This window comes from Devosia sp. (assembly GCF_036676215.1).
Taxonomy (GTDB): Bacteria; Pseudomonadota; Alphaproteobacteria; order Rhizobiales; family Devosiaceae; genus Devosia.
This window is the reverse complement of sequence record NZ_JAKFDJ010000172.1, coordinates 1-12,011: the sequence shown is the minus strand read 5'-3', so window position 1 is coordinate 12,011 and position 12,011 is coordinate 1. Positions and strand designations below refer to the sequence as shown.

The 12,011-nt window shown below is 62.5% G+C and carries 15 protein-coding genes and 1 tRNA gene; 8 read left to right on the top strand and 8 right to left on the bottom strand.

From position 1 onward, the window contains the following. From V6M52_RS14780 to V6M52_RS14755, 6 genes are all read right to left on the bottom strand, one after another. The coding region (locus V6M52_RS14780; RefSeq protein ID WP_332701563.1) for a hypothetical protein at positions 1–760 on the bottom strand (760 nt) is incomplete at its 3' end. Between the two features lie 124 nt (positions 761–884). Beyond that, on the bottom strand, positions 885–1,199 hold the full coding sequence (locus tag V6M52_RS14775; RefSeq protein WP_332701562.1) for a hypothetical protein: 315 nt from the start codon (positions 1,197–1,199) through the stop codon (positions 885–887). A gap of 61 nt (positions 1,200–1,260) precedes the next feature. After that, positions 1,261–1,545 (bottom strand): helix-turn-helix domain-containing protein, encoded by a 285-nt coding sequence (locus V6M52_RS14770; protein ID WP_332701561.1) that lies wholly within the window; start codon positions 1,543–1,545, stop codon positions 1,261–1,263. Between the two features lie 2 nt (positions 1,546–1,547). Then, positions 1,548–2,066 carry a hypothetical protein gene (locus V6M52_RS14765; protein WP_332701560.1) on the bottom strand — a complete coding sequence of 173 codons (519 nt, stop codon included), beginning with the start codon at positions 2,064–2,066 and terminating at the stop codon, positions 1,548–1,550. A gap of 118 nt (positions 2,067–2,184) precedes the next feature. Further along, positions 2,185–2,469: a hypothetical protein gene (locus tag V6M52_RS14760; protein ID WP_332701559.1), complete on the bottom strand. Its 285-nt coding sequence runs from the start codon at positions 2,467–2,469 to the stop codon at positions 2,185–2,187. A gap of 8 nt (positions 2,470–2,477) precedes the next feature. Beyond that, positions 2,478–2,864, bottom strand: coding sequence for a hypothetical protein (locus tag V6M52_RS14755; RefSeq protein WP_332701558.1), 387 nt, complete (start codon positions 2,862–2,864; stop codon positions 2,478–2,480). A 212-nt stretch (positions 2,865–3,076) separates the two neighbouring features. Between V6M52_RS14755 and V6M52_RS14750 the strand changes: the two genes are divergently transcribed. Beyond that, complete coding sequence (locus tag V6M52_RS14750; protein ID WP_332701557.1) at positions 3,077–3,520, top strand: hypothetical protein; 444 nt, start codon at positions 3,077–3,079, stop codon at positions 3,518–3,520. Positions 3,521–3,614: 94 nt separating this feature from the next. On the opposite strand, the gene V6M52_RS14745 is transcribed toward V6M52_RS14750, so the two are convergent. Beyond that, positions 3,615–4,070 (bottom strand): hypothetical protein, encoded by a 456-nt coding sequence (locus tag V6M52_RS14745; RefSeq protein WP_332701556.1) that lies wholly within the window; start codon positions 4,068–4,070, stop codon positions 3,615–3,617. Between the two features lie 128 nt (positions 4,071–4,198). Beyond that, positions 4,199–4,274 (bottom strand) — tRNA-Ile (locus tag V6M52_RS14740). 343 nt (positions 4,275–4,617) lie between these two features. On the opposite strand from V6M52_RS14740, the gene V6M52_RS14735 reads away from it, so the two are divergent. The 7 genes from V6M52_RS14735 to phoB form a co-directional block, all read left to right on the top strand. Next, positions 4,618–5,373, top strand: coding sequence for an IclR family transcriptional regulator domain-containing protein (locus V6M52_RS14735; protein WP_332688510.1), 756 nt, complete (start codon positions 4,618–4,620; stop codon positions 5,371–5,373). 380 nt (positions 5,374–5,753) lie between these two features. Further along, on the top strand, positions 5,754–6,794 hold the full coding sequence (locus V6M52_RS14730) for a substrate-binding domain-containing protein (RefSeq protein ID WP_332701555.1): 1,041 nt from the start codon (positions 5,754–5,756) through the stop codon (positions 6,792–6,794). Positions 6,795–6,871: 77 nt separating this feature from the next. Then, positions 6,872–8,251 (top strand): phosphate ABC transporter permease subunit PstC, encoded by a 1,380-nt coding sequence (gene pstC, locus V6M52_RS14725; protein WP_332701554.1) that lies wholly within the window; start codon positions 6,872–6,874, stop codon positions 8,249–8,251. A 14-nt stretch (positions 8,252–8,265) separates the two neighbouring features. Then, positions 8,266–9,552 carry a phosphate ABC transporter permease PstA gene (gene pstA, locus V6M52_RS14720; protein ID WP_332701553.1) on the top strand — a complete coding sequence of 429 codons (1,287 nt, stop codon included), beginning with the start codon at positions 8,266–8,268 and terminating at the stop codon, positions 9,550–9,552. A 71-nt stretch (positions 9,553–9,623) separates the two neighbouring features. Beyond that, positions 9,624–10,406, top strand: coding sequence for a phosphate ABC transporter ATP-binding protein PstB (gene pstB / locus V6M52_RS14715; RefSeq protein WP_332701564.1), 783 nt, complete (start codon positions 9,624–9,626; stop codon positions 10,404–10,406). A gap of 31 nt (positions 10,407–10,437) precedes the next feature. Continuing rightward, positions 10,438–11,148 carry a phosphate signaling complex protein PhoU gene (gene phoU, locus V6M52_RS14710; protein WP_332688500.1) on the top strand — a complete coding sequence of 237 codons (711 nt, stop codon included), beginning with the start codon at positions 10,438–10,440 and terminating at the stop codon, positions 11,146–11,148. A 168-nt stretch (positions 11,149–11,316) separates the two neighbouring features. Continuing rightward, on the top strand, positions 11,317–12,011 hold a 695-nt coding region (gene phoB, locus V6M52_RS14705; RefSeq protein ID WP_332701552.1), incomplete at its 3' end, for a phosphate regulon transcriptional regulator PhoB.

The following is a 12,011-nucleotide window of genomic DNA, read 5'->3' as shown; positions in this document are numbered from 1 at the left end:
CATCGCCAGTCAGCGTTGCGTCGTCCTCTTCTTCGAATGCCCCGCTCACGAGCATTGCTTCGAGAGCACCGACAGCTCGGTCCTCGTCGTCATCGCTCTCGGCCGCGCGCTGCCGTTTTAGCAGTCCGGCTAGGCCACCTTGTTGGTCGTGCTGGTCGGCGACTTCCGGGACCATGGGCGCGAGTTCGTTGAGCACACGGAAGCCAAATTTCAGATTTTTAGAGGCGTCCCCGGCTTCGTAGTCCCCACCGCCTGCCGCCGTGCTCACGCCAATCGCGAACGCAATTCCATGGAGCGCCGCTATATCGAATGGCCGGCCGGCGCGAGTTTGGATCGCGCGCAGCACAGCCCTACCAGCGGCGTCGACGTCACCCATGAGCGCGAGCAGTACCTCGACCCGCCTGGCAAGCCGTTGGTCCTCGTGGCAGCGCTCGCCGGATCGGCGCGCTGCCGTTAGCAGGGCGGACAGGTTTTGGTGGTCTGCTGTCAGACGAGCGAGCTCTGAAGCGATGAAGAGGTCGTTCTCGAGAAGATGATCCTTGGGCCGCCGCTCACGCCAATCGTCGATGTAAGCCATTACGTCCGCCTGGACGTCGTCGTTGCGCGGCGGCAGGCCGGTTAGCAGCTCATCCGTCGTTGGGAGTGCGCCGTCCATGATCTGGCCGAGACGCATCTGACGTCGTTGGAGTGCGTCGATGTCACGATCGTCGAGATTGGATTGAGATGCGGAATCGCTCCGCCGGCCAGTTGAACTGGTCATGATCACGCCCCTTAGAATGGCGATGCACCAACGCCAAACAGCGTGAGCGCAACGAATTGGACCGTCCGTCTAACTGGCGGACGCTGTATTGTCGAGGTCAGACCGGACTGGAAGTTAACGAAACCTATTCGATCGGCTTGCCGAGCATCTTCTGGTAGAGCGCCGAGAGTATCGACCCCAGCGCTTCCCGATGCCCGTCTGCATCCAAGAATTCCTGGCAGCTTTCTTCGAGATGACGCATGACATCGGTCTGGTCTGCAACCCGAGCCTGGTGCGCGATCGCATCGCTGACGTTCTGCGGCACGTCGGATTCGCCGCTCATCCATTTTTGCATCGTGCGCTGACTAGTACCGGCAAAACGGGCCGCCCGGGCCGACGAGCGATCCGGGAATGCCTGGTGCACGGACGTCTTGAACTGGAGATCAGTTAGCTTCGACATGATAAGGGCCCTACGACATCCCTATCGTAGAGCCCCCGAATTTACGTTTGGTCAACCCGCGTCAGTCGCCCGGCTCTCGACCGTTCTCGATGTCGTCGATTTGCTCATACAGGGTCTTCATGAGAGCGTCCGTATCGCGAAAATCCTTCGGCACACCGAACCGCTCAAACATCGTCATCAGCCGGCCGAGCCAAGGTGGGATGGGGCGCTGGCCGCTCTCGTAGCGGCGGATTGTGACACGGACCGTGTCGTCGCCGCCTTCATAGCCGAAAGCGCGACCCAGCTCGAGCGTGGATAGCCCGAGCTGGTGGCGGATACGCTGCATGTCATCGCCGGTGAACGCCATCCTCACTCGAAAATTTCACGCTCGTCAGCAGCCCGGATGATGCGGTTGAAGTCGCCAATATCACGGATCCGATCGGCTTCGTACGTTGTGATGCTGTAGAAGGCCAACCCTTCACTCACGATGTCCTTGGAAACGTCCTTGCGGAAAGCTTCGAGCGCCTCGGCCGCGGTCTTCGCCTCGGCGATGAATGCCAAGCCCGGGTCCCACGAAATCGCAACGTGGGTGAAGTTCAGCGACTTGAATTCGTTGTTGCCTTCAGCAACTTGATCCGGATCGTACTCGAGCTCCATCTCGTCCTCGATCATCTCGACCAGCTCGTCAACGACATCGTCGTAGAGGGTTTTGTCGGACGCTAGATCCGGCGCGTAGTCCTCGCCCTCTTTGTAGATGTCGATGGCATCGATCGCGGCGGACTTGGGTTCATCATCCCACCCACGGAAGCTACCGCCATGCATCATGCGATTCTCGTCCATGCCCTTGTAGATGTTGGCAGCGATCTGGGTAGCGGTAAGGTCAGTCATTTTAGTCTCCTCGGGCTTATCCCGGTCGGCCGACAACCCAATGTCGTCAGCGAATAATCATAGAATGGTGTAGCCATATGGCTACGTCAAGGGTTCGTTAGCGAATTCTTTCTAGTCGCTAGTTCGGGACGTGCACCACGCCGGCAAGCTCGTCCATGACGCGGTCAATGAAGTCGGCCGCCATCGCACGTGCCGGTGAGCCAGGGACAACGTCCGTCGAGTTGAGCTCGTCATAGAGCTCGATGAGCTTGTCGCGAGGGGTTTCGGAAGCGCGGTCGAGATACCCCGCAAGCTCCAGAAAGCGTTCGCGTTCGTGAGGACGGAGCCAGCCCTCGTTTGCACGGGAGCGGGCAACAGCAGACGCTATGGAGAAGCGGGGGAAGACGTATGCAGGATCGATCATGGTGGCTCCTAATCTTTGAGGGTGTCGAGGAAGACGATGTCCGCAGTCCGTACGCCGCGTGGAATCTTGGTGACCTGATTCTTGGCGAGGAAATCGTCGATGAGGGCCTGGCGCTCGCACTTGCTCATGGCGATCGCCGCGGGTTTGCGGCGGGTGGTCGGGCGCCAGGGATGGTCAGGGCCGCGGGTTTGAGCGGCGGGTTCAGCGTCGGCGCGCTTGATGCCGGCTTTGTCTAAGACATTGTAGATCGTGCGATCGGAAACGCCGAAACGCTCCGCGAGCGCGGAAACCTCGATGCTGGGGTAGCGGGTGGCAACTTCGATGACGCGCGCCGCGTCGACAAGGTTTTCGGGGCACTGGCGGCGAGTGGGGCGGTGGGTGTCGGTAGTAAGCATCGTCTTTCTTTCTTGTGGCGCGGGTGGCCTGAGATCCCCGCCCGGTGGAGGTAGGTGACTGCGACGGTCAAAAGGATGATGCAGAAAAAGTATCAGCTAGTACACACTTTTTTATCTGAGGATGAGCACTATTAGCCCTTGTAGCTTGCGAGGATCGACACCATGGTGCGAAGCCAGAGGCCGGGGTCAGCGGCCTCGGTGAGGTGATGGTGATGGGCTACGACGAGAAGGACCAGGCGGAGCGCCGGCAGCAGCTCCTTGCGATCATGCGACTGCTGTATGGAGAGAACGGAAGATCCGAGCTCGCTCGGGATCTTCGTATGTCGCACTCACTGATCTCGCAGATGCTCCGCGGTGAAAAACCGGTGTCGGATAAATTTCTGGTGCGGCTGATGGGGGAAGTGGACCACATCCTCGAGATGCAAGCTCTCGAGCTCTACCACGCTCGGGAGCTCATTCTTGCACTGGGTCGATCGGTCGTCCCGAGCTTCGACTTGCCCTTCATTCAGTCTAACGAAGACCATGTCGCGTTGATGCGGCAGGTTGCGCGTGACGCTGAAGCGTTCGAGGCGAAGGGCCCTGACGAGGACGATGAGCTGCTGCTCGCGGAGCTGGAGCGGCATCAGCGGCGCAGTAGGACGTTCAAGGCGCCCTGATAGCCGCTATACGCAAATCAGAGTTTTACTTACAGCGCCCAAAAACCCAGCATTTCCGGGCGTTATACTGGTTTCGCAAATCACGTATAACCGCTCACGTCGCCTTGGCCAGTTGTGCCCAGTTCTCCCGATACGGCTCCAGCCAACCCGGCCCCGCGCCGATATCCAATCCCACTTTCGTGTAGTCCGGCATGAACCGTCGCATCGGGCCATCCTTCCGAACCTCGACCCGCTTGCCGGGCTGCGACAGCCACGTAGCATGCGACCTGGCCACGACGTCCGCCACCACGGCCGATGGGACGACAAAGCTCACAGGCGGGTCCGTCAGCGTGCGCCCGAAATCAAGGAACACATAGAAGAGGCCGGGCGAGCTGATGTGCTCGTGCTTCTCGGACATATGCCAACCGCCGTCCGAGCCTTTCTCGACGCGCGTCTTCACTTGAATCGCACAGAGGCGGTCGCCGATGTCGTCAGTGACCACGATATCGCAGTTGGGGACGCCTACTGGAGCCAGGGCGGCTATGAAGCCGTGGCGGAGGAGCAAGCTCATCACGTAGTGCTCGCCGGCGGCGCCAAGGACTGTAGATGCGGCTACCATTCCGTCCCCGTTTCTGTCCCCGTAAGAAAAAGTCCCTGCGACGGTCAGTAACTAAACCATTGCAGGGACTTATCTAATTCTGGTGGGCCCACCAGGACTCGAACCTGGAACCAGACCGTTATGAGCGGTCGGCTCTAACCATTGAGCTATGGGCCCCCGTCTGCCTCTTAGGCAGGGCGGCGCGGGCTGGCAAGAGGGAAGTGGGCAAGTCCATCCGGCATCTTTCCGGCCACGCGGTGGCGCGGCACCTGGCGCGGCTTTGACCGCGTGCCCGCACTGCGATCATGATGACAAAGCTATAGTCATCCCTTGGGAGCCGCGCTGCGCCGCAGCGCCTCGCCGATGACATGTCGGGAGGCTCGACCTTCCCCGCCTGACGCCGGATCTCGTCCGTGCGCTCCGCGATTTTTGTTCGAATATCGCCCGCCCCGCTATACAGCATGCCTGCGACAAGGCAATTTGCCCTGCGGCCCTCTGGCCGCTAGCAGTGGAGCGGGTCATGCGCGAAGGTGACATCATCAATGGTCTGGTCAAGGGCCTGTCGGTCATCGAGTGCTTCGATGAGGAACATGCCAGCCAGTCCATCACCGACGTCGCCAACCGCACTGGCCTCGAACGCGCCACCGCACGCCGCTGCCTGCTGACCCTCACCCATCTCGGCTACGCTACCTATGATGGCAAGTTCTTCCGCCTCACCCCGCGCGTGCTCAATCTGGGCCATTCCTATCTCGCCGCCACGCCCCTGCCCCGGCTGATCCAGCCCTTCCTCGAAGACCTGTCGGCCCAGATCAACGAGAGTTCGTCGGCCGCCATCCTCGACAATACCGAAATTCTCTACATCGCCCGCGCCTCCTATCGCCGCGTCATGTCGATCAATCTCGGCGCCGGGGCGCGCCTGCCCGCCTATTGCACGTCGATGGGCCGCATCCTGCTCGCCGCCATTCCTCCCAGTGCGGCGCGCGACGTGCTCAACCGGTCCGAGCTGGTCGCCTACACCGCCAAGACCAAGGCGGACCTGCCCTCGCTGACCACCGAACTGGCGGTCGTCGCCGCCCAGGGCTTTGCCGTGATCGACGAGGAACTCGAACTGGGCCTCTGCTCCATCGCCGTGCCGCTGTTCAATGCGCAGGGCCAGACCGTGGCCGCGCTCAATGTCGGCGCCCATTCGGCCCGCGCCTCCACCTCGCACATGATCGCCAATTTTCTGCCCCTGATGCGCAAGGTGCAGGCCGAGGTCCGCCCCCTGCTGCGCTGAGCCCGGCCGATCGCTCCGCTGTCACCGCCGCGATGGTGGGATGTCCACCCACGGCCTGCCTGGCATTGATGGGACTGTCACAATAGCGGTCTAAAGCTGGGGATGCACACCATCCGGACAGGGCCTGAAAGCTGGAGGCCGGGACTCGCCACGCCTTTGGTCTTTGTCACATTCCGCCGCCCCGGAATCGCGACAGAAATTTGTTGTTGTTAGCATTGTTGTGTAAATTCAATAGCTTGTACTGTCACAAACGCGTCACGCAACAGCAATAAAACTGTCGCCTAGCCACCCTATGGTCTGCCGCGTCAAGGGGCGGCGCCGGGGGATGAACTGCCGGATGGGCCTGCCACGTTGAAAACGAATTCCGAAAGGGAAATCCCATGAAGACCGCACTCTACGCCAGTGCTGCCGTGATCGCGCTTGCCGCGTTCGGCACCACCGCCGCCTTCGCCCAGTCGCGCGACCAGATCCGCATCGTTGGCTCGTCCACCGTGTTCCCCTACACCCAGGCCGTTTCCGAGCAGTTCGCTGCCATGACCGGCGGCACGGCTCCTGTCGTTGAATCGACCGGCACCGGCGGCGGCATGCAGATTTTCTGCGGCGGCGTTGGTCCGGATCATCCCGATATCACTGGTGCCTCGCGCGCCATGAAGAAGTCCGAGTTCGAGCTGTGCCAGACCAACGGCGTCGACTCGGTCACCGAAGTTCTGATCGGCTATGACGGCCTTTCGATCGCCCATTCCCAGCAGGGTCCGGACCTGGACCTCACCAAGGCCCAGATCTTCCAGGCTCTGGCTGCCCAGGTTGAAGTTGACGGCGCCATCGTCGACAATCCGTATAAGAACTGGTCCGACATCGACGCGTCGCTGCCGGCCACCCCGATCACCGTGTTTGGCCCCCCTCCGACCTCCGGCACCCGCGACGCTTTCGTCGAGCTCGTGATGCTCGAAGGCTGCGAAGGCTTCGAAGCCATCGCTGCCCTAGATGAAGACGCCATGGAAGAGACCTGCTCGCGCATGCGTCAGGACGGCCCCTTCATCGAAGCCGGTGAAAACGACAACCTGATCGTGCAGCGCCTGAACGCCGATACCAATGCCCTCGGCATCTTCGGCTACTCGTTCCTCTATGAGAACAGCGACACCCTCAAGGCCGTGGCCGTCGACGGCGTCCTGCCCACCACCGAGACCATCGCCGACGCCTCCTACAGCGTCTCGCGCCCGCTGTTCATCTACCTCAAGAATGCCCATAAGGGCGTGATCCCTGGTTTCGAAGAATTCGTCACCGAATACGTCTCCGAAGAATCCTTCGGCGAGGGTGGCTATCTCTCCGAGCGCGGCCTGATCCCGCTGTCGGCCGAAGAGCGCGACGCAACCCGCGCCAATGTCGAAGGCAACGTGGCGATGGCCGCACCGGCCAAGTAAGGCCCGATACCGGAAGCCGGGGACATCCTCCCCGGCTTCCTCTCTGTCTGTATGCCGTTGCTCGCTGGAGGCCTATCGTGATCGGTTATCTGCTGCTGGCCATTCTGGTCTTTGCGCTCGTCGCCTACTTCACCGGTCGCGCCGCAGGCAATCGGTTCGTTGCCACCAGCGGAGCGTCCGTACACTCCCTGCCCGGCTATCACGGCACCTTCGTCGCCATCTGGGTCGGCATCCCGGCATTTGTCCTTGTTCTGCTCTGGCTCGCGCTGCAGGGTACCGTCATTGACCGCCTGCTGGTTGGCACTCTCCCCGCCGCCATGACCGCGGCCGCCTCCTCGGCCGATATCAGCCTCATTCTCTCCGAGATCAAGAACGTCGCAGCCGGCCGCATTTTCGCCGAGCCGACCCCCGAAATCGCAGCCGCCGCCGAAAGCTACGTCCGCTGGCAGGGCATTGCCGGCTGGGCCATGGTCGTCGTTGCCGTTTCGATGATGACGATAGCGCTGTTCTTCGCCCGCTCTCGTCTGGCCCCACGCTTTCGGGCCCGCACCGGCGTCGAGCGCTTCGTCAGCGGCGCCATGATCCTCTGCGCCGTGATCGCCGTGTTCGTCACCATCGGCATCATCTTCTCGCTGGTGTTCGAATCCTTCGAGTTCTTCAAGCTGGTTCCGCTGCACGAATTCTTCTTCGGCCTGAAGTGGGAACCCCAGATCGCCATCCGCGCCGATCAGGTCGCCGGTGCGGGCGCATTCGGCGCTGTCCCGGTGTTCCTCGGTACGCTGGTGATCTCGGTGATCGCCATGCTCGTTGCCGTGCCCATCGGCATCTTCACCGCCATCTACCTGGTTGAGTATGCCAACGATACGCTCCGCAACGTGGTCAAGCCGGTCCTCGAAATCCTGGCAGGCATCCCTACCGTCGTCTTTGGCTTCTTCGCTGTGCTCACCGTTGCCCCGGCAGTGCGCTCCGCCGGTGGTCTGATGGGCATAGCCACCTCGCCCAATAGCGCCCTTGCCGCAGGCCTGGTCATGGGCATCATGATCATCCCATTCATTTCCTCCCTGGCCGACGATGCGCTTCTGGCCGTTCCCCGCACCATGCGCGATGGCTCGCTGGCCCTCGGCGCCACCCGCGCCGAAACCATGACCAAGGTGCTGCTCCCCGCCGCGCTGCCCGGCATCATGGGCGGCATCCTGCTCGCCCTCAGCCGCGCCATCGGCGAAACCATGATCGTGGTGATGGCCGCCGGCCTGATCGCCACGCTCAACATCAATCCGCTGGACTCGGTGACCACCGTGACCGTCCAGATCGTATCGCTGCTGATCGGCGACACCGCCTTTGACAACCCCAAGACGCTCGCTGCCTTTGCGCTGGGACTGGTCCTGTTCATGGTCACCCTTGGCCTGAACGTGATCGCCCTGACCATCGTGCGCCGCTTCCGCGAACAATACGAATAAGGGCTCGAACGACCATGACCGACGCGCTCCTGAACCCTTCCGCCAGTTCGCCTATCAAGGCGGGTGCCGGCCTTCGCCGCCGCCGCAACGCCGCCGACTTCCGCCTGCGCATGTATGGCCTCGCCGCGATCTCGACGGCCATCCTCCTGCTCGGCATCCTGCTCACCACGCTGGTGCTTGGCGGCTATCAGGCCTTCGTGCAGACCCACATCCGCGTCACCTTCCCGATCAGCGCAGAAAACGTCGACGCCGCGAACCCGGCGGAGGGCAATTTCCGCGCCGTTGTCAGCCAGGCGATGACCTCGCTCCTGCCGGCCGTCGATACCCCCGCCGAGGCGCGCGAGATCGCCAAGATCCTGACCAACAACACGCAGTTCTTCGTCCGCGATGCCGTCGTCCGCGACCCCGGCGTCATCGGCGGCACCGTCACGCTCAACATTCCGGCCGCCGACATCTTCGACCAGCTCAACAAGGGCGAAGTGGACCGCAACTCGCCTGAGCAGAACCGCCGCGTCGATGACCAGCAGATCGCCTGGTTCGACGACCTCGTGTCTCAGGGTCTGGTGAGCACGCCCTTCAACTGGGCACTCATTTTCAACGCCGATAGCCGCTTCCCCGAAATCGCCGGTCTCTCCGGCGCCATCGTCGGCACGTTCTACGCCATCCTCGTCTGCTTCGCGATCAGCTTCCCCACCGGCATCGCGGCGGCGGTCTATCTTGAGGAATTCGCCCCCAAGAACCGCTGGACCGACCTCGTCGAGGTCAACATCAACAACCTCGCGGCCGTGCCCTCGATCATCTTCGGCCTGCTTGGCCTCGCCATCTTCATCCAGACCTTCGGCCTGCCCCGATCGGCCCCGCTGGTGGGCGGCCTGGTGCTGGCGCTGATGGCGCTTCCCACCATCATCATCGTCACCCGCAACGCCCTCAAGGCGGTGCCGCCTTCGATCCGCGAAGCCGGCTATGGCATGGGCGCTTCCAAGCAGCAGGTCATTATGCACCACGTGCTGCCCCAGGCCCTGCCCGGCATCATGACCGGCACCATCCTGGCGCTGGCCCATGCCCTGGGCGAGACCGCGCCCTTGCTGCTTATCGGCATGAACGCCTTCATCACCAGCCCTCCCGGTGGCATCCTCGAGGCCTCGACCGCCCTGCCAACCCAGATCTACATCTGGGCCGACAGTCCGGAGCGCGGTTTTGTTGCCCGCACCTCGGCCGGCATTCTCGTTCTCCTCGCCTTCCTGTTCGTCATGAATGGCATGGCCATCTACCTTCGCTCGCGCCTGCAAAAGCGCGCCTGAGACATCGGAGTTCAAAAATGGATATGCTTGCCGGCAAGGTTAAGACGACTCAGCAATCAGTGAACACAACAATGAACCCCACCGAGATGCTCGAACGCCCAATCCGCCTCACGGCCCGCGATGTCACCGTGCATTACGGTACCAAACAGGCCCTGCATGGCATCTCGATCGACATCCCCGATCGCGCCGTGACCTCCTTCATCGGCCCCTCGGGCTGCGGCAAATCCACGTTCCTGCGCTGCATCAACCGCATGAACGACACCATCGATGGCGCCCGCGTCGGCGGCACCATCAAGCTCGATGGCGAGGACATTTACGATCCGAACCTCGACGTGGTGGAACTGCGCGCCCGCATCGGCATGGTGTTCCAGCGCCCGAACCCCTTCCCCAAGTCGATCTACGAAAACGTCGCCTACGGTCCCAAGATCCACGGCATCGCCCGGTCCAAGACCGACATCGACGAGATCGTTGTCTCCTCGCTGCGCAAGGCTGGCCTCTTTGAAGAGGTCAAGGATCGCCTGCAGGAGCCCGGCACCGGCCTTTCCGGCGGCCAGCAGCAGCGCCTCTGCATCGCCCGCGCCATCGCCGTCGGCCCCGAAGTCATCCTGATGGACGAGCCCTGCTCGGCCCTGGACCCCATCGCCACCGCCACCATCGAAGAGCTGATCGACGAGCTGCGCGAAAACTACACCATCGTCATCGTCACCCATTCCATGCAGCAGGCCGCCCGCGTGTCGCAGAAGACGGCCTTCTTCCACCTGGGCAACCTGATCGAGGAAGGTGTCACCGAAGACATCTTCACCAATCCGGTCAACAAGCAGACCCAGGACTACATCATGGGCCGTATCGGCTAAGCCGGAACCACGGCGCTCAGAGGATCATCCAATGCCCATCACCGGCACCGACCACATCGTCCAGTCCTATTCCGACGAACTTACCGCCCTGGCCCAGCTGATCGCCGAGATGGGCGGCCAGGTCGAAGTCGCCATCGAGAACGGCACCAAGAGCCTTCTCAAGCTTGATCGTGAACTGGCCGACCTGACCATCATCGCCGACCAGCGCATCGACGACATGCAGCGCCGCATCGATGACATGGCGGTGTCCATGATCGCCCGCCGCCAGCCCATGGCGTCCGATCTGCGCGCCATCATCACCGCCATCCACGTCGCCTCGGATCTGGAGCGCGTCGGCGACATGGCCAAGCAGCTGGCCCGTCGCTCGCTCAAGCTCGAAGGCATGAGCCTGCAGCCCACTTTCTACAACGGCGTCAAGAACATGACAGCTCTGGTGCTACGCCAGATCAAGGACGCGCTGGACGCCTATTCCAGCCGCGACGCCGCCGCTGCCATCGAGGTCTGCAACCGCGACGACGAGGTCGATGCCATGCACACCTCCCTGTTCCGGGAATTGCTCACCTACATGATGGAAGATCCGCGCAACATCACCACCTGCACCCATCTGCTGTTCTGCGCCAAGAGCCTGGAACGCATTGGCGACCATGCCACCAACATCGCCGAGCGCGCCTACTACCTGCAGACCGGCAAGACGCTCACCACCGACGTGCAGGAACTGCACCGGACCCAGATCAAGGCTTAGCCGCATAAAGGCGCATGGTCTTGCGCCTCCCTCCCCCTTGAGGGGAGGGGTCGAGGGAGGGGTCCCTCAGTAGACCACCGAACCACCCCCTCCCCGGCCCTCCCCTCAAGGGGGAGGGAGGCCCAGTTGAAGCATCGGGCTCTTAGCCCGAATGACGGAGCACATCTCATGCCCGCCACCATTCTCGTCGTCGAAGACGAAGGCGATATCGCTATCCTGCTGCGCTACAATCTCGAAGCCGAGGGTTTCCGCGTCGTCACCGCGGAAACCGGCGACGAGGCCCAGAGCGCCATCCAGGAAAAGCTGCCCGATCTCATCCTGCTCGATTGGATGCTGCCCGAAATCTCCGGCATCGAGCTGTGCCGGCGCCTGCGCGCCCGCGAGGAAACCGCCCGCGTGCCGATCATCATGCTCACCGCCCGCGGTGAGGAAGAAGAGCGCGTCCGGGGCCTGGCCACCGGCGCCGACGATTATGTCGTCAAGCCCTTCTCGGTCCCCGAGCTGGTCGCCCGCATCCACGCTTTGCTGCGCAGGGCGAACCCGAACCTCGTTACCGCCGCCCTCAAGGTCGGCGATCTCGAGCTCGACCGCACCACCCACCGCGTCCGCCGCGCCAATCGCGACGTCCATCTCGGCCCCACCGAATACCGCCTGCTGGAATATCTGATGCGTCATCCCGGCCGCGTCTATTCGCGCGAACAATTGCTCGATGGCGTCTGGGGCAATGACGTCTATGTCGATGAGCGCACCGTCGACGTCCATATCGGCCGCCTCCGCCGCGCCATCAACCGCGGCCGCGAATCCGACCCCATCCGCACCGTCCGCGGCGCCGGCTACGCCTTCGACGAAAGATTTGCGCAGGT

Coding starts and splice junctions, on each gene's coding strand:
- V6M52_RS14745 (WP_332701556.1), bottom strand. CDS start 4,070: ATGAGCTTGCTCCTCCGCCACGGCTTCATAGCCGCCCTGGCTCCAGTA.
- pstA (WP_332701553.1), top strand. CDS start 8,266: ATGACCGACGCGCTCCTGAACCCTTCCGCCAGTTCGCCTATCAAGGCG.
- V6M52_RS14755 (WP_332701558.1), bottom strand. CDS start 2,864: ATGCTTACTACCGACACCCACCGCCCCACTCGCCGCCAGTGCCCCGAA.
- V6M52_RS14775 (WP_332701562.1), bottom strand. CDS start 1,199: ATGTCGAAGCTAACTGATCTCCAGTTCAAGACGTCCGTGCACCAGGCA.
- V6M52_RS14730 (WP_332701555.1), top strand. CDS start 5,754: ATGAAGACCGCACTCTACGCCAGTGCTGCCGTGATCGCGCTTGCCGCG.
- pstB (WP_332701564.1), top strand. CDS start 9,624: ATGAACCCCACCGAGATGCTCGAACGCCCAATCCGCCTCACGGCCCGC.
- V6M52_RS14750 (WP_332701557.1), top strand. CDS start 3,077: ATGGGCTACGACGAGAAGGACCAGGCGGAGCGCCGGCAGCAGCTCCTT.
- V6M52_RS14765 (WP_332701560.1), bottom strand. CDS start 2,066: ATGACTGACCTTACCGCTACCCAGATCGCTGCCAACATCTACAAGGGC.
- V6M52_RS14770 (WP_332701561.1), bottom strand. CDS start 1,545: ATGGCGTTCACCGGCGATGACATGCAGCGTATCCGCCACCAGCTCGGG.
- V6M52_RS14735 (WP_332688510.1), top strand. CDS start 4,618: ATGCGCGAAGGTGACATCATCAATGGTCTGGTCAAGGGCCTGTCGGTC.
- phoU (WP_332688500.1), top strand. CDS start 10,438: ATGCCCATCACCGGCACCGACCACATCGTCCAGTCCTATTCCGACGAA.
- V6M52_RS14760 (WP_332701559.1), bottom strand. CDS start 2,469: ATGATCGATCCTGCATACGTCTTCCCCCGCTTCTCCATAGCGTCTGCT.